The organism is Microcoleus sp. B6-A1, assembly GCF_036705085.1.
Lineage (GTDB): Bacteria > Cyanobacteriota > Cyanobacteriia > Cyanobacteriales > Microcoleaceae > Microcoleus.
Window position 1 is genome coordinate 26,226 of the sequence record NZ_JAUBTU010000027.1, and the last position, 15,971, is coordinate 42,196.

General features: G+C 44.2%; 14 protein-coding genes and 2 pseudogenes. 5 read left to right on the top strand and 11 right to left on the bottom strand.

All coding sequences use genetic code 11. From position 1 onward, the window contains the following. Positions 1–114: 114 nt before the first annotated feature. The 5 genes from QUB11_RS12395 to QUB11_RS12410 all read right to left on the bottom strand — a co-directional run bounded on the left by QUB11_RS12395 (position 115) and on the right by QUB11_RS12410 (position 6,050). Positions 115–1,932 carry a hypothetical protein gene (locus QUB11_RS12395; protein ID WP_333390652.1) on the bottom strand — a complete coding sequence of 606 codons (1,818 nt, stop codon included), beginning with the start codon at positions 1,930–1,932 and terminating at the stop codon, positions 115–117. Positions 1,933–2,453: 521 nt separating this feature from the next. Next, entirely contained in the window at positions 2,454–2,540 is an 87-nt protein-coding gene (locus tag QUB11_RS31270; RefSeq protein ID WP_263053636.1) for a DUF5615 family PIN-like protein, read from the bottom strand. Then, the gene (locus QUB11_RS12400; RefSeq protein ID WP_006634608.1) at positions 2,537–2,767 is read right to left on the bottom strand and encodes a DUF433 domain-containing protein; all 231 of its coding nucleotides are present in this window, start codon (positions 2,765–2,767) and stop codon (positions 2,537–2,539) included. Before QUB11_RS12400 ends, QUB11_RS31270 begins: the two co-directional genes overlap by 4 nt. 202 nt (positions 2,768–2,969) lie before the next feature. Beyond that, positions 2,970–3,683, bottom strand: coding sequence for an alternative oxidase (locus QUB11_RS12405; protein WP_333249444.1), 714 nt, complete (start codon positions 3,681–3,683; stop codon positions 2,970–2,972). Positions 3,684–3,731: 48 nt separating this feature from the next. After that, entirely contained in the window at positions 3,732–6,050 is a 2,319-nt protein-coding gene (locus QUB11_RS12410) for a nitric-oxide reductase large subunit (protein WP_333390655.1), read from the bottom strand. A gap of 178 nt (positions 6,051–6,228) precedes the next feature. Between QUB11_RS12410 and QUB11_RS12415 the strand changes: the two genes are divergently transcribed. Continuing rightward, a complete protein-coding gene (locus tag QUB11_RS12415; RefSeq protein ID WP_333390657.1) occupies positions 6,229–6,915 on the top strand; it encodes a Crp/Fnr family transcriptional regulator in 687 nt (228 codons plus the stop codon). A 189-nt stretch (positions 6,916–7,104) separates the two neighbouring features. On the opposite strand, the pseudogene QUB11_RS31275 reads toward QUB11_RS12415, so the two are convergent. The 4 genes and pseudogenes from QUB11_RS31275 to era all read right to left on the bottom strand — a co-directional run bounded on the left by QUB11_RS31275 (position 7,105) and on the right by era (position 10,697). Beyond that, positions 7,105–7,437, bottom strand: a pseudogene (locus QUB11_RS31275) (DUF5615 family PIN-like protein). Next, a pseudogene (locus QUB11_RS12420) lies at positions 7,434–7,665 on the bottom strand (DUF433 domain-containing protein). Before QUB11_RS12420 ends, QUB11_RS31275 begins: the two co-directional pseudogenes overlap by 4 nt. 237 nt (positions 7,666–7,902) lie before the next feature. Continuing rightward, complete coding sequence (locus tag QUB11_RS12425; RefSeq protein ID WP_333390660.1) at positions 7,903–9,477, bottom strand: ATP-binding protein; 1,575 nt, start codon at positions 9,475–9,477, stop codon at positions 7,903–7,905. A gap of 308 nt (positions 9,478–9,785) precedes the next feature. Beyond that, positions 9,786–10,697, bottom strand: coding sequence for a GTPase Era (era, locus tag QUB11_RS12430; protein WP_293354472.1), 912 nt, complete (start codon positions 10,695–10,697; stop codon positions 9,786–9,788). 510 nt (positions 10,698–11,207) lie between these two features. Between era and QUB11_RS12435 the strand changes: the two genes are divergently transcribed. Further along, entirely contained in the window at positions 11,208–11,639 is a 432-nt protein-coding gene (locus tag QUB11_RS12435; protein ID WP_333203458.1) for a hypothetical protein, read from the top strand. Between the two features lie 565 nt (positions 11,640–12,204). Here QUB11_RS12435 and QUB11_RS12440 read toward each other — a convergent pair. Continuing rightward, the gene (locus QUB11_RS12440; protein WP_333203460.1) at positions 12,205–12,477 is read right to left on the bottom strand and encodes a hypothetical protein; all 273 of its coding nucleotides are present in this window, start codon (positions 12,475–12,477) and stop codon (positions 12,205–12,207) included. A gap of 252 nt (positions 12,478–12,729) precedes the next feature. On the opposite strand from QUB11_RS12440, the gene QUB11_RS12445 reads away from it, so the two are divergent. From QUB11_RS12445 to QUB11_RS12455, 3 genes are all read left to right on the top strand, one after another. Then, the gene (locus QUB11_RS12445; RefSeq protein WP_333203462.1) at positions 12,730–13,287 is read left to right on the top strand and encodes an NUDIX hydrolase; all 558 of its coding nucleotides are present in this window, start codon (positions 12,730–12,732) and stop codon (positions 13,285–13,287) included. A gap of 266 nt (positions 13,288–13,553) precedes the next feature. Beyond that, positions 13,554–14,309, top strand: a complete 756-nt coding sequence (locus QUB11_RS12450; protein WP_333203464.1) for an ATP-binding cassette domain-containing protein — start codon at positions 13,554–13,556, stop codon at positions 14,307–14,309. Between the two features lie 137 nt (positions 14,310–14,446). Then, complete coding sequence (locus QUB11_RS12455; protein ID WP_333203466.1) at positions 14,447–15,097, top strand: ABC transporter permease; 651 nt, start codon at positions 14,447–14,449, stop codon at positions 15,095–15,097. On the opposite strand, the gene QUB11_RS12460 is transcribed toward QUB11_RS12455, so the two are convergent. Then, positions 15,084–15,719, bottom strand: a complete 636-nt coding sequence (locus tag QUB11_RS12460) for a DUF1802 family protein (RefSeq protein WP_333203468.1) — start codon at positions 15,717–15,719, stop codon at positions 15,084–15,086. The genes QUB11_RS12455 and QUB11_RS12460 overlap by 14 nt on opposite strands. Positions 15,720–15,971: the final 252 nt, after the last annotated feature.

A 15,971-nucleotide genomic window follows, 5' to 3' on the forward strand; every position in this document is an offset into this window, starting at 1 on the left:
CTAACCAAGATTTAGCGGGCTAACGTTCCCGCTCACCGGACGCAGATGAACTTTGCATCTCACCGATAACTCGACTTCGTTCCGGTGCAGCGGGATTGTTATGCTGTGCCAACTTCAACTTTCACCAAAGAACTCTAGAATCCTATCCATAAAGTTCTGCTTCCAAACTTCTTGTACTCTCTCAACCAGCCAATCATCTAAACTATTAATTTGGCTACCATATTGGTCAAGTACATCATCTCTGTAGCCATGCCCTTGACCCCACCTATTTTGAGCATAATCCCAAAATTCATTAGAGTAAGTTTGGGGAGCAAGACTATCTTTGATACAGCAGCAAATTTCTTGCCCGATCTCAATAATAAATTTCTCAAAATATTCATCTATTTGTTCGCTTAAAATTTTCATGACGGGTTTAAGCCCTGATTGTTCTGAGGCATGTTTCTCAACCAACTCAACAGCACCTATAATCTCTGCCTTTGACTCACGAAGCCTGTCCCTAAGTAATACTTCTGCAACAGTAGAACCATCGAAATAAATATCTATATCTCGCAGATCATAGGTGCCAAACCTATTATTTATTGCACGAAAAACCATCACATGATAGCTTTTAAGATGATTCTTATATCTATTCTCAAAATTACTCAAAAACTCTGTCTTTTCATGAGACTCAATAGTTTTTTTTAGATCGTTTATTAATTTTTCCTCTTGGGGGCTTAATCCTCCTCCACTTTTGATGACTTGAAAAATGTCTTCATAATTTTTTGCTTCTTGAAGTAAGGCTCTCTCTCTTCTAGAAATTAAATCATTGATAGCATCTAACAGTTCAATTCTTGCATCAGAAACATCATCCTTTTCATACTGAGGTTTCAGGATATGTTCCTCGTCGTAGAACTGAAGAGCATCATAGAAGAAAATATTCTCTAGCAAGAACTTGATGTTCTCTCTTGCAAAAGCATCATCGATCTGATTTTTTCTAACCTTAATTCCCTCGTCTCTATCCTCTACTTTTCCATCTAAGTTGACGACATCTTCAGGTTCGCCCTTTCGAGGCAGAACCAGTAATGCTACTTTTGTATCAATATCTCTCGATTCTCGCGTTAGGTATCTCTTCAGAAGCTCGCTAACATTACTTGGAGCAGCTAGAAATTGTTCCGCAAACAGACAGATTGAATTGTCTTGGTTACGGATGTAATCAGACAGATCTTTTCTATCTCTGGCATCATCCATACCTCTTGTGTCAATGATTGATCTGAAGCGAGGATATTTATTAAATTCAATTAGTTTATTACTAACACCCACATAAATTCTCTTGGGCAAAGAGAATTTATCCATTTTTCCAAGATTCAAATTGCTAAAGTTATGACGCAACCACTTTCTCTCATCTTCTACACTTTCAAAATCATCGAGAGATTCTAAACGGGTTTGATTTCTGCGTGATAAATTTGCTCTTTCAAGAACGGACTTTAAAAAGCCATCAAGATTTTTTTTATATGACTGGGCAAGTTCAGATGCTTTATCTACACGCTTTCCTTCAATCTGAGAGTCTCGAAGATCAGTGATATTTCTAATGGCTCTTAGCAGTTCAGCAGGTGGTAGGCCAGTTACTTCTGAATTTTGATCATGTTCCTTATTCCAGAAGTAGATACAGACTTCTCGGATAAATTCTTTAACTTCATCATCACTGTATGGCTCTATCTCAAGGAAGCTTCTCTTGGACATTGAGGGCTGTATGACAACTTCACAAATAGTTGTCCTCCCTGATCCCGTAGATAGCAGTTCACTAATCTTATTGACAGTCTTTCCGGTTTTACCAACAGTTTTTTCTTCTTTGTGAAACAGATTAAATAGATGACATATAGCTGTAGTTTTACCAACGCCTATTTTCCCAATAAAAACCAAATTATAATCTTGTATTTCGAGCAGTGCTTTCATTCTTGCTAGACGCACCGAAATGCTTTTAAGCGAGTTTATCGAGCAGCGAGTTTTAATAAGAAAATTAACACTCTTCTGACCTTTTATATTTCTCTCTAATATCTCAATCTCAGACTCTATCCGTCCCTTTAGGCTTTGGACAAATTGTATGCTCATATACAAAACTCTTGAAGTGCAAGACTAAACCCCGACTACTCTGACAATAGAGCAGATGCTTTTATTCCCAAATGCGTAGAAATTGGCTCATTATGATTTTCCGGGCAGCAGTAATTTTGGTACGGCATAGCTCAGTGATTGAGCAGCATAACTTATAATTATATCGCAGTTGCGGTACAATACTGAGTATAGCCGTATAATACCGCAGATTGACGATGTATGTCAACTCCTTCTTACTCCCCATCAGAATCTCCTTTCCTCGATCGAATTCGCCACACGATTCGACTCAATCACTTAAGCCGTCCTAATTAAAAAAGCTATCTTTATCCCAAACTATTGGGTCGATCGTTGCTTTCATTCCCACATCAAAGGACGTGAAGCGAATTTGGGAAAATATCGCTCAAACGATTCGGCAACTTGGGCGACAAGTTTTCATCAAAAAGTAATTTCATGCCGATAAGGTCGCGGTCATAAACCGACGCTCACGGTCAGCAGCATAAGCTATACAAGCTTTTAAATCTTCTCGCGTCAAATCGGGAAAATCGTCGAGAATTTCTGCTTCAGTCATCTCGGAAGCCAGGTACTCAAGCACTTCATAAACCGTAATTCGCAAGCCGCGTACACAAGGCTTACCACCGCGTTTATTTGCTTCGATCGTGATGTGGTTTCGGTAGTTCATAGTTTAATATGGGATTTTTAGCAGATTAGTTTAGAGAACAGATTTCAGTCCAAGACGATCGACGAATGGAAGAAAGTCCCGATCGCCAAATAAGAATTAGTGATTGTTTTCGATAATAGCATCCATCAGAAAAGCCGCGATCGCCCCTAGACACAGGGCGATACCAACGTTTTCATACCAGAGAACGACGGGTTCAAATCACCTATTTCGAGGGACTGAGTTCCACAGCATCGGTCTTTGCAGTTAACTCAACCTTTAGCGTAGAAGCTGCCTGCATCGCATGGGGACTGACTAACGAGAATTGTGCAGTCGGCTGCTGACAAGCCACCATTGTTTTCACGTGTTCCATTTCATCATCCCGAATGGCAACAAACACATCATAGAGATTGTCGATCGTTGGACGACGGAATACATTAGCACTGCTTGTTTGAAACTCCTCAAACATATACAAATCGCCATCTCGATAGTATTGGATAGCGACATCTGGTGCGGGCTGTTGCTTGAGAGCTTCAGCTTCGGCATTGAGGAACTTGTCGTAGCTGGCATAGGCGTGTCCCTCTACAAGTTCCATGAAGTTGTAGGCAGATTTGGACGACACCATGTAGACCAAAATGATAATCCAGTAGTAAATGAGTGCAGTGGCTCGTGCTAGAAGGCGATCGACCCAAAAGCTCGATCCTCCCAGTGATTCCATAATCAACAGATGATGTAGTTCATTCCACGACTCCGAAAAGTGGATTTTTAACCAATCAGCCTTCCGCCACCAGCCCAAGGTTTCATAGAGGTGAAGTACCGATAGATAAGAGAAATAAGGAACACGAGCCACGGTTTCTAGCACATAAAACCGAGGATAAGGGCGATCGGCATAGACGACATTGATCACAAAAACGAGAATACCAACTAAGAGACGAATCATTGACTGAATCCTCAATAAATACGAAAGATAATTGGAACAATTGAGCAACTAATGACTGACGACCGGAATCTCAGCCGCAATGGTTTCGAGGGGTTGGGCTTGAGTAGGCTGTTGGAAAATAGCCACGATCGCTTTAATCACGCAAAAGACAAGGATCAATGCACCAACCGAGAAGACGATATCCCCAGGGATGCGTAGCCAAACTGTCCACTGCATCCATGCCGAACCAATGACTTCAGCGCTACGAGCATACCAAGTGCCATGATTAACGGATTGCACCAATTGATAAAAACCATTAGGAATCAGTCCGAAAACCATCATCATGCCTAGACCAACATTGATCCACCAGAAGGATAAATTGAAGTTTTTCTCATCCCATGCGCGATCGGGAGTGATTTCACGCAAGGCAAAGAGCATGAGGGCGATCGCAAGGGAGCCGTAGACACCAAAAAGTGCAGAATGGGCATGGATTGGCGTGGTATTTAATCCTTGGGAATAGTAGAGGAAAATCGGTGGATTGATTAAGAAACCAAAGACACCTGCGCCAATTAAGTTCCAAAAAGCAGTGGCAATAAAGAATTTTAGTGGTACTCGATAAAATCCTTGCGCTTCTTGGGATAGCTTCATCGACTTCACCACTTCAAAGCCAATTAAGGTCAAGGGAACGACTTCTAAGGCTGAAGCAACGGAACCCATCGACGTAATGAATACAGGTGTTCCTGCAAAGTAGAGATGGTGTAACGTGCCGATTACGCCACTACCGAGATAGAGAATTGTCGTCATGTAGGTGGCTCTCAGGGCTGATGAGCGCTTTAGAAAGCCCAATTCGCTACATAGATAGGCGATCGCTACAGTCGCAAATACCTCAAAGAAGCCTTCTACCCATAAATGCACGACCCACCAACGCCAATATTCGGCAATGCTCAAATGGGTGTGATTGTTGTACATCAACCCTGACGCATAGAACAGGGGAATTGTAATCGCACTGTAGAGAAAGAAATGATTCAGTCCCGTTTTATCACCTTCCGCCTTGAGCGCAGGCTTGAGGGCGCGGTACATCAGCCAGAGCCAAAACACCATGCCACCAATCAGCAATAATTGCCAGAGGCGACCAAGTTCTACATATTCATAGCCCTGATGTCCAAACCAGAAACTATTGTCACCGCCGATAATGCCTTGGACACTAGCCCAAGATCCGATTAAGGAACCAACAACAACGACAGTCAAAGCCACTAACAAACCACCATTGCCCCAAGCTTGCAACTTCGGCTCATGTTTACCAAACCTTGGCGCGAAATATAGCCCTGCGGCGAGCCAACAGGTGGCAATCCAAAAGACGGCTAGCTGTAAATGCCAAGTCCGTGAGGCGGCATAGGGTAAATATTTCTGAAGTGGCACACCATAGAAGCCATCGCCTTCTACCGCGTAATGGGCTGTGACCATTCCCATCAACATTTGCACCAAAAATAAAGTCATAGCAACCCCAAAGAAGAGGGTGGTGACTTTTTGGCTAGGTGTGGCAAGGCGAATCAGGGGGCGATGGGCGACAGCGATTACTTCTTCGCTATCTTCTTGGGTGATGTAAACAAACAGAAATACACCGATCGCCGCAATCAGCACAATCACCGACACAATTGACCAGATCAAGAATTGAGCCGGAGCCTGATTGCCAATCAAGTCATCGTGGGGAAAGTTGGCGGTATAGGAAAATGGTGCATTCGGGCGATCGGCGGCGGCTGCCCAAGCTGTCCAAGTAAAGAAAGCAGTGACATTACGGATTTGCGTATCGTCAGTAAACCAACCGCTAGGAATGGAATGAATCTTAGAACCTTGGGATAGTAACGTTTGATAACTATCAAAAACCTTGCTTAGTCCCTTAGTTTGAGCCGCAGTGAGGGTTAAGGCTCCTGTCTCTGACGCATAGCGATTAGTTTTAAATTCTTGCTGTACCTGCGCTTGGAGGGTAGCGCGATCGACTGCCGATAAAGCCTGTAAATCTGCTTCACTAAAATCAGGATTGCCATTATGCAAAATTCCTGCCGTTGCTAAGCCCCAACGGTGTAAAACATCGGCAGTCCAGTCGGGTGCTAAATAACTGCCATGCCCCCAAATACTACCAATATGTTGCCCCCCACGACCTAGATAGGTTACTTGCCCAGCTTGAATATTCGCTTGAGTCAGAATGATTTCCTGTTGTGGAGAAACCACTGTCGCGGGAATCGGTGGTGCATTTTTATAAATCGCCGATCCTGCAAAGATCAGCACTGAAAAAGTGACGATGCAAATTAGCACAAGCCAAGCGGGTAGGCTAATTTGACGGGGACGAGCGCGGGCTGTCACCACTTTGTCAAAGGTTGGGTTTGCCATAAAGCCATAAATTCGGTTTTAAAGTACCTATGACATACCATAGGAGAATAGAACCTAATAATGCTTTGACTTAAGTCAAAAAGAACCTTAAAAAATGCTCAAGTACGTTTATATTGTCTAGCTCGGCGCTTTGTTCCAACCATCCTCACTACCCTAAACGATGTTAAATAGAGTCGATTTGAGCAACTGGTTACAAAACATTCTAATTTTTCAAGGATTATCAGCAGAGCAACTGATTCCTTTAGCTCAGATCGCTCAACTGCAAACCTTTGGAAAAGATGAGACAATTTTCCATCAGGGCAGTGAAGCAACTGGGTTTTTCATTGTCCAAGCTGGTCGTGTTAAGGTATTTAAGACTGCATCCAATGGGAAAGAACACATTTTACATTTATTAAAAAGAGGCGATTACTTTGCCGAAGTTGCCACCTTTGATGGCAAAGCTTTTCCAGCTTCTGCGATCGCATTGGAATCCACAGAATTAATCTTCTTCCCTCGGTTAGCTTTTCTGGATTTACTTCATCAATATCCTGCGCTCGCCATCAATATGCTGACAAGTTTGGCAACCCGTTCGCGTAAATTGGCACAGATGGTGGAAGATCTGTCGTTTAAAGAAGTGCCACAAAGATTAGCGGCTTATTTATTAGATTTGAGCGGTCGCGCTAATGGTGATCAAGTTATTAATCTAGATGTTACTAAAACTCAGCTAGCTGCTATTTTAGGGACGATTTCTGCTACCCTTTCTAGGGCATTCTCGCATCTCCACGATAAAGGATTAATTACGATCAATGGTTCTCAGATTGAGTTATTGGATCGCGAGCGGCTACAAGCGTTGAGTCAGAATGTAGAGTTGGGCGATCGCTTTTAGATCATGAATTTTGGAGTTTAGGTCACGGAAAAGTTATTCCACATGGGATTTATGATTTTCAACAAAACATAGGATATATAACATTATGAAACAGTAAATATGCCAGTGAATTGGCGTGTGAGGCTTTAAAAGATTGGTGGAATAATCATGGAAAAACTACCTACCCTAACGCTAATTCGATTCGGTGTATTATGATAAAGCAAGCAGCGATAAATTCTCGTCTTCACAAAATAATTTGATCGCGTTAAAGTTCCGACGTAGCAAATTTTCAATTTGCAATGTCGAACAGTTTCCAAGGCGAAGCCAAATAACTTTCGGTGGATTCCCAAATACTAAGCTCAGGTCGTGCATATCCGCGTCTTTCGAGACAATCATCAAATTATTTCTTTTGCATAATCCCAAACTATTGGGTCGATCGTTGCTTTCATTCCCACATCAAAGGACGTGAAGCGAATTTGGGAAAAGATCGCTCAAACGATTCGGCAACTTGGGCGACAAATTTTCATCAAAAAGTAATTTCATGCCGATAAGGTCGCGGTCATAAACCGACGCTCGCGGTCAGCAGCATAAGCTATGCAGGCTTTTAAATCTTCTCGCGTCAAATCGGGAAAATCGCCCTTTAATTTCTGCTTCGGTCATCTCGGAAGCCAGGTACTCAAGCACTTCATAAACCGTAATTCGCAAGCCGCGTACACAAGGCTTACCACCGCGTTTATTTGCTTCGATCGTGATGTGGTTTCGGTAGTTCATAGTTGGAATTTTTGAGAATCTCCTCGTTTGAGGTTTGGCGAAAAGATTAGATATACTAGCTTGTTACATGGGTGCGCGATCGAATAATTGTACGGCAGTTGCGGTACAATACTGGATATAATCGAGTAATACCGCAGCTCGATCGTGTATGTCAACCGCTTCTTAATTATATTTTAGATTAGAGTCGATCGCACACCCTCGGCGATCGCAAAAATTAAGACATTCATCAGAACTTCTTCACGCACGAATAACTGTAATGGTTCGCCCCATTGGTGTCAGATGAATTTCAGTATTCAGTCGTTCTTCTAATTCGAGCGCATTCTCGCGTCGATCGAATATCACCAACCACCCTGAATCTTCTCCCAATCGAGCCAAATATCCATCTAACTGTTCCAACCCTTTACTCAACGGATACTCCTGCGGAGTCGCTGCGCTAACGACTTTCCGAGTTCGCCAAACCTTCAGTTCAATTCCCAATGTTACCTCACCATAACGCAAACATAAATCCATTCTGTCGCGTCCGATCGCATATTCCCGTTCCAACGTTCCCCCACCATTAATCACCCGATGCAGAAATGCCATTAACACCAAATGCGGGGCTATTTCGGGATAAGATGCACTTTTGAGTAACGGTTCGCCATGCTGTAGCCAAAATGCGAGAAACGCTTGCAGGAGTGCTTCTGGAATCAGTTCGCCGCGATCGTTCAACCAACTCGGACTGATAATCGGTAAACTATCTTGCGGCCCTTGCGCCAAAACTCGCGGCAACACTTCTCGATAAATCGGGTTGGCGATAACTAAACCCCCGGCTGGATCGCGTTTGAGCAAGCCTAAATCGAGCAGATATTGGCGATCGTCATTAGAAGATTCTGGCAATTCTCGTCCGGCTAACATTGGCTCGATAATGGCTTTGACTCGGTTTTCTCGCAGTCGTTCTGCCAAACTATCTAAATGCGTATCTTGTCGTTTTATGAGAATTTCTTTGGCTTCTAAAATATGTTGTGGTGTAATTTCTATAGATTCATCGGTAACTAATTCTTCTACAATTTCCTTAGCTAAAGCATTCACTAACCAAGGTTGTCCCTGAGTCAGTTCAAAAGCTAAGGCTACGGCTTCAGGTGTAAAAACTTGTCCGGTATCTTGGGTATGTTGTGCGTAGAGTTCCGCGACTTCTGAGGCATTAAAATCTCTGAGAGTAATCGATCGCACTTTAATATTAAACGGACTGGATGTATGGAGTCGATCGCTTCCCCCGGCAGCCACTTTGTAATCGCGAACATCCCGCAAACCAATTAAACCCACCGATTGCGGAAACGCTTTCGGGCGATTGGGATAACCATCGCGCAGTTGGCGCAGAATAGAAATCAAAGCTTGGTCTTGTAGTGCGTCAATTTCATCGATGAAAACCACCAAAGGACGAGGAGAAGATTGTGCCCACAGGCTGAGTACATCGCCGATTTGCTGTCCCGGTTCCGACGAGGGCCAAGCAGGCGGCTGCAATTCTGGGGGAAGTCGAATCGAAATCGCCCGTCGCCAAGCACCGAGAATGGCATCCTCTGCACCCGCAATGTCTTGACTGAAGGGTGCGCCGACTTCTACCGACAGCATCACAGCGGTGTATTGTCCGCTTTCGGTGAGTTGTTTGGCTAACGCCAGCATAGCGGTGGTTTTCCCCACTTGCCGGGGTGCATGGATGACGAAATAGTTGCGTTGAGCGATTAACCGTTCTAAGCTTGGTAAGCGTACCGTGGGCGACAGTGCGTAATGAATGTCTTCTTGGCATGGGCCAGCAGTATTGAACCAACGTGGCATAGGTTAACTGGGGCGAATGGGGCTGCTCTCAGTTTACTGTACTGTTATTGGAATGGCGTTCTGGTTGTTCAGCGGGGGTTTGTAGCGACTCTCGGTACCCGATGAAACTCTCTTAGAGCGAAAGTCGTGCTCGATTCTTGATTCAAAAGACCTCTTGCAAAAATAATTAGGACGGGCAAGATGCCCATCCCACAAAATTTATTTTTTCTTGTGGGATGGGCATCTTGCCCGTCCCATCAATAGATGAAAAGGATGTTTTGCAAGAGGTCTAAAGAACCGAAGAAATCCAACTGCCAACTGCCAAAGTTTCACTCTTCCACGCGATAGCCCAATTCCGCCAAACGAGTGCGAGACTGCCGCCATTTCGGCTGCACCTTGACAAATAACTCCAAATACACTTTGCCTTCAATTAACTTTTGAATCTGTTCGCGGGCCGCACTGCCGATCGACTTGAGCATACTGCCGCTTTTACCGATTAAAATACCTTTTTGGGAATCCCGTTCGACGTGAATTGTCGCCAGAATGCGCGTAATTTTTGCTTCTTCTTGAACAATGTCGATCGCAATTGCTACAGAATGCGGCACTTCTTCCCGCGTCAGCAGCAAAATCTGTTCCCGAATCAATTCGCCCATAATAAAGCGTTCCGGCTGGTCAGTCACCAAATCGGGCGGATAATAATAAGGCCCAACCTCCAAATGTTCGATTAACAATTGTTGCAGCGGCTCGACACCCTCGCCCGTGAGAGCGGAAAATTTCACTACAGGCCACTCAGGATTGACAATTTGCTCGTAAGTTCGATCGATCAACACGGAATCCTCCGGTTGTTCGTCCAACTTATTCATCCCCAAAATCACCGGAACTTTGCAATTGCTGAGAATTTCGATAATATATCGATCGCCCCCTCCCGATTCCACCGAACCATCCACCACAAACAGCACCACATCCACCGACTGAATCGCGGTGCGGGCATTCTGCACCAAAACCTTGCCCAATTGGTGATGCGGCTTGTGAATTCCGGGAGTATCTACAAAAATAATTTGTGCTTCCGGTGTCGTTAGGATGCCCCGCAGCCTGTTACGTGTCGTCTGAGACACCGGCGAAGTAATAGCAATTTTCTGCCCCACCAACTGATTCATCAGCGTTGATTTTCCGACATTCGGGCGTCCGATAATACCCACAAAGCCCGATTTGTAACCCGCCGGAGCCGCGGGAACACCCATAATGTCCGATACGTCGATAAATTTACTATCTTCCACTAAAATCACCTATTTTCAAGCCCCTTCTCTGTCTATTGTCGCCTGAAAATACTCAAACGCCCATCGATGCACTGTAGCATCTTTCTCGCCCTGGTATAGCGCGCCACACTCAAAGCTCGATCGAGCCGCTTTCCCAGTGTTAAAACAGGATACGCGATCGGCAAAACTTGATATCTGAGACAAAATTTGATAAAGTTCCAATGACATCGCTCAAAAATGAATCATTCTGGTAAAACCGACTCCCCAATGCTGTAACAACTTCAGATGTGTAAATATCTAACTCAACTGAAACTTTTCTACAGCTTGTCAGGCCAACCAGTTTTAACATTTTTGAGAATGTTTGGTAATAAATTAGGTAAGTTGAACTCAAACTCAAAAGCTCAATAACATCAGGCGCTTTCTCTATAAAAGCTAGTGTCTTTTGAGCATACCTAAATTAGTGCTAATCGTCATAAAGTTGAGGAGATGAATCGAATGAAATCGAAATTATTTTGGAGTGCCTGCACCGTTTTGGTAGCAAGCTTGCCTGTTCCCGCATTGGCTCAAACAAGTCCTCCCACCAGCCCTCAAGCAGGTATTGACTACAAGGGTGGCTCGAAGAATTACCAGTTGGTACCGGGCCGAATCCAGGACAGAACCTTGCCCAGAGCATTTGACTTTCCAATTATTACCAATGTTGGTACTGACACTAGCATTACCTCGGATTTCCTAATTACCGATCAGTTTCGCGCCCCAGCGGGTCGTACAGAATACACCGGAGCTCTCACCTCCTGGGCAACATCAATCAGAGAATGTCTGGCAAAACAACCGCTGTTGATTCGAGCCAGCACTAAGAACCCGATTCAGATTAATGGTAAAGTAGGCACGATTGTCAGAAACGCAAATAACCGTGCAGTTTGCAAATAAGCCAGCAATATCACAGGGGCTAAATTGACCGTAATTGCTGTAAGGGCGGGTTCACCAATATCTCCCATGCAAGCATCGATACAGTAAACCCGTCACCGCAGCGATATTGGGGTCAATCGAGGTCAGTTGATATAACTTCCGCTATCTTAAAGATAAAAACTAGAGAGTGTTTTTGAACAAAAAGAGCAATAGAAAACCTATTGCTCTTTTTGTTGGCGAAATTTCAATTAATATCTATTAGGACTTATACAGCGGATTCCAGGTTTATAAAGTACACCCCAGAAACCGGGTTTCTTCTGGATTTCTCGCCAGAAACCGGTTTTATTCAAGAAACCCGGTTTCTCTGTACTTCACTTACCTGGAAAGTGCTGTATGATATCGGCTGAAACGACATCATATAAGACGTTTGTAGTGAGGAATGCAAGTCCTTATCAAAGTTTAAGGACTTGCATTCCTCACTGCAAACGAGATAATTACGCAGAAACCAGCTTGTTTCCAAAAAATCCCGTGGAACGCGAGGGATATGGATTTTAACACCTGGTTTATGAAAGTTTGTCTGCGTAATTCACGATTTAGGAGCGCAAAATTCATGTGTACTCAGTAAAATTTCGCCATAATCAGGAATCCAAGCTAGCCACTGTTCTTCCGAAGATTCACACAACAGCCACGCTTCGTCAAAGCTGAATGCCGTTGGCGGGTTGAACAATTTAACCCACATAGAAGGAGTCAATTTTGGTGCAGGTACGGCGCAGCCAAATTTTTCCCAGTCGCGGACATTGGCGAAGCTTCCGGGCGTTGGTTGGGATTGCCAAGTACGAATATCTGTTTGCAGTTTCATCACAACTCCTTTTGGGCTAAGACTCTGAACCAGGTCGGGGTTGCAACAACCCAGAGCGACGGCGCAGATAAACTTTGATTATGTAGTCTATGTTACGGAATTATCTAGGCGAATGTGTAAGGTTGTAGCAAAAATTTACAATCGAGAGGAAAAAACGGGCTCAAAGCTGAAAAGGTCGATCGGCTATTGTTGCGCTCGGCAACGATCGCCTACCATAGCAAACAACATCTGATTTATTCCAAAAATTCCCACATGAACCAAACTGCAAAATCCCACTGGAAAACTCTAGACCGCTTTGTAGAGATCAACTCTCATTGGGTAAAACTAATCGCCGAACATCTCGAAACAACCGAAGGAAAAACAGTAGAATATTGGCGAGTAGAAAGAGCAGATTCAGTTGTAATCTTGACAATTCAAGCTGACCAATTGCTGTTTCCCACACCGATGTATCGCCCCGGCGTGGCAGAATCAACCCTGGATTTTCCCGGCGGTCGCGTACCAGCCGAAGCCACGCCAGCCGCGCAAGTTCCAGCTATACTCAAGAAAGAACTAGGTGTGACAGAAAGTGCGATCGCCCGCCTCGAACCGATTAACAATATCGGCTGGGCAGTAAACAGTTCCTTCTCCAATCAAAAACTCTACGGTTTTGTTGCAGAATTGCACCCGACAGCAACAGTAAACCCCGAATTTATCGGTGCTGAATATCCTGTCACCCCAGACGGAATTCGCGACTTGCTCAAAAAATTAACTTGCCTCCAATGTCGAGCCTTACTGCTAGAATGGCAAAATCAAGTCGATTTTAGATTTTAGATTTTAGATTTTAGATTTTAGATTAGGAATTGTTTTCCGAGGAGCGCCGATTTTACAGCCTCTTCGGTGGTTCATAAAGTACAGTATAAAGCTATATTGTGTGGTGTTAATCTGTTTGGTGCGTCGCGGCGAAATATTGGTCGATAAAACTTACAGATTGACGGGTGGCGACGCACCAAACAGCAGGCGATCGCTCTTCTTGTGTGTACCACATCTACATGGAATATGCTGTAACTTGCTGAAAACCCAAATCACCGGAACTAATCATGCCTCTCAATAATGAAGTTGCTGTCGAATGCCTCGACGTGACATATCGCCTCAACCGCAGGCATTTAGTAGACAAACTTAATTTCAAAGTGCTACAAGGAGAAGTTTTAGTATTGCTGGGACGCAGCGGTAGTGGCAAAACTACTACCATGAAATTGATTAACAATTTACTAACGCCAAGCAGCGGCGAAGTTCTTGTCATGGGAAAACCGACAACTCAGTGGAACCCAATTCAACTGCGCCGAAAAATTGGTTATGTGATTCAAGAAATCGGTTTGTTTCCCCATTTTACCGTGGAGCAAAACGTCGGTTTAGTGCCAAAATTAGAAGGTTGGGAGGGCGATCGTATTCAATCTCGCGTCCGACAACTGTTAGAATTAGTCAACCTCAACCCCCAGCACTTCGCCAAACGCTATCCCCATCAGTTATCCGGCGGACAGCGGCAGCGGGTAGGCGTCGCTAGAGCACTGGCGGCTGACCCTCCGATATTGTTAATGGACGAACCATTTGGTGCTTTAGACCCGATTACTCGTCTGGAATTACAGCGGGAATTCGGTCAATTGCAGCAGCAACTTGGCAAAACTGTGATTTTTGTGACTCACGGCATTCAAGAAGCTTTTTTGTTAGCTTCTAGAATTGGTTTGATGCAAGATGGACGGTTGGTTGAATTGGCAACACCTGATGATTTTCTCAAATCTCAGCATCCAGAAGCGGGGGCATTTCTTGAATGTTTGCAATTACCCATGATGGGGTAATAATATAATGTGCGATCGCATCCTTCGTTTATGAGTATGGGCGGGGCGGGTTTTTGAAGCTGATGGTTGGGAATTAAAGATATTGGTGAACCCGCCCCTACGATATTTTTAATTATACCACAATTGCCAATTACCAAATGATAGAATTTTTAAATCGGTATGGTGCGGAGATTGTTCAGCGCGCGCTCGAACACTTATATTTAGTAACTGTTGCAATTTTTATCGCTATTATTGTGGGGATGCCCCTGGGAATTTTAGCTACAAGAAAACCTAAATTGAAAAAGCCAATTTTGGGATTTGCTAATATTATGCAAACAATTCCCAGTTTAGCTTTGTTTGGCTTGCTAATCCCGGTGCCGGTAGTGGGTGGAATAGGCGATCGCACGGCAATTATCGCCCTCACTCTGTATTCTTTACTGCCTATTATCCGCAATACTTATACTGGGATTGTCGGCGTCGATCCAGCGATTACGGAAGCCGGAAGAGGCATGGGGATGACTGATATGCAACTGTTATGGCAAGTGGAAATTCCCCTGGCGCTGGGCGTGATTCTGGCGGGCGTGCGAGTTGCTGCGGTAATTGCGATCGGACTTGCTACAATCGCCGCTGCAATTGGCGCGGGTGGCTTGGGGGTGTTTATTTTCCGTGGCGTTGCTACCGTCAACAATCAGTTACTTTTGGCTGGGGCAATTCCGGCGGCTTTAATGGCCTTAGCTGCGGATTTTGGGCTGGGTTGGGTAGAAGCGCGCCTCTCGAAAAGTACATTAAAAACTCTTAATGAGGACTAAAATCCTGGCTACCTTCCGTCAGCGTTGTCACTCTCTGCGAACCCGAAGCATTCGCAGGATTTGCTATCAGATTGCGGATTTCATTTGACCGTTCAATGTACTCGCGATCGCTCAAAACAGCTTGGCTTCCCTCCAGCGAAATAGCATCTGCCAAATCGATCCAAGAACGGCAACCGCCGTATTCAGGAATGTAGGGAATTTCGCGGATTTCTGCAAGGCGATAAGCCCGCAGTAATAAAATATAAATTGGCTGAGCTTGTTTCCATTTCAGGCGATCGCTGACAAAATTTTCATTCCAAATATGGTAAGGAAATAGCGCAGTAATTGCCGGTTCCCAAGCCACCAAAAAAACATCAGTAATCTCCGCCCAACTGCCAATTCTAATAACTTCTGGATGCCAACCAGATTCGACAGTCTTGACTTGATGTGCAAACTCCGGTTTTAATAAATCCGGCTGTTGGTGTTCAAAAGTTGGATACAGCAAAACCTGTTTGTCAGTGACATTGAACTGTCCTGCTTGCTCGCGAATTCCCCCCTTCCGCAACAGCACAATCGTTTGACCTTGTTCCAAAGCATTAACTGCTACATTCCATTCTTTCAGCGCCCTAGTAGTTGATTTCATGGGAATTTAGTTGGGTTTTAACAATAGTAACAAAAATCGGTACTTTCAAGCAAGTACAGCCACTTTTTCCTCTTAAAATTGGCGTAGTCCTGAGTATGCAGGACTATATTATTGTGATAAAGAGAATAATTAGTTGGATCACATCGTGGGCCAACTGCTGTTTTCTTTATTACTCTAACCGATAAAATAATCGTCTCTTCTGTGTCCAAGCTATCCTCTACTATCACACGGGGTATATTCAGCAACTTTGTC

Coding starts and splice junctions, on each gene's coding strand:
- QUB11_RS12400 (WP_006634608.1), bottom strand. CDS start 2,767: ATGAACTACCGAAACCACATCACGATCGAAGCAAATAAACGCGGTGGT.
- QUB11_RS12410 (WP_333390655.1), bottom strand. CDS start 6,050: ATGGCAAACCCAACCTTTGACAAAGTGGTGACAGCCCGCGCTCGTCCC.
- QUB11_RS12450 (WP_333203464.1), top strand. CDS start 13,554: ATGCCTCTCAATAATGAAGTTGCTGTCGAATGCCTCGACGTGACATAT.
- QUB11_RS12405 (WP_333249444.1), bottom strand. CDS start 3,683: ATGATTCGTCTCTTAGTTGGTATTCTCGTTTTTGTGATCAATGTCGTC.
- QUB11_RS12425 (WP_333390660.1), bottom strand. CDS start 9,477: ATGCCACGTTGGTTCAATACTGCTGGCCCATGCCAAGAAGACATTCAT.
- QUB11_RS12445 (WP_333203462.1), top strand. CDS start 12,730: ATGAACCAAACTGCAAAATCCCACTGGAAAACTCTAGACCGCTTTGTA.
- QUB11_RS12435 (WP_333203458.1), top strand. CDS start 11,208: ATGAAATCGAAATTATTTTGGAGTGCCTGCACCGTTTTGGTAGCAAGC.
- QUB11_RS12395 (WP_333390652.1), bottom strand. CDS start 1,932: ATGAAAGCACTGCTCGAAATACAAGATTATAATTTGGTTTTTATTGGG.
- QUB11_RS12455 (WP_333203466.1), top strand. CDS start 14,447: ATGATAGAATTTTTAAATCGGTATGGTGCGGAGATTGTTCAGCGCGCG.
- QUB11_RS12440 (WP_333203460.1), bottom strand. CDS start 12,477: ATGAAACTGCAAACAGATATTCGTACTTGGCAATCCCAACCAACGCCC.
- QUB11_RS12460 (WP_333203468.1), bottom strand. CDS start 15,719: ATGAAATCAACTACTAGGGCGCTGAAAGAATGGAATGTAGCAGTTAAT.
- era (WP_293354472.1), bottom strand. CDS start 10,697: ATGGGTGTTCCCGCGGCTCCGGCGGGTTACAAATCGGGCTTTGTGGGT.
- QUB11_RS31270 (WP_263053636.1), bottom strand. CDS start 2,540: ATGAAATTACTTTTTGATGAAAACTTGTCGCCCAAGTTGCCGAATCGT.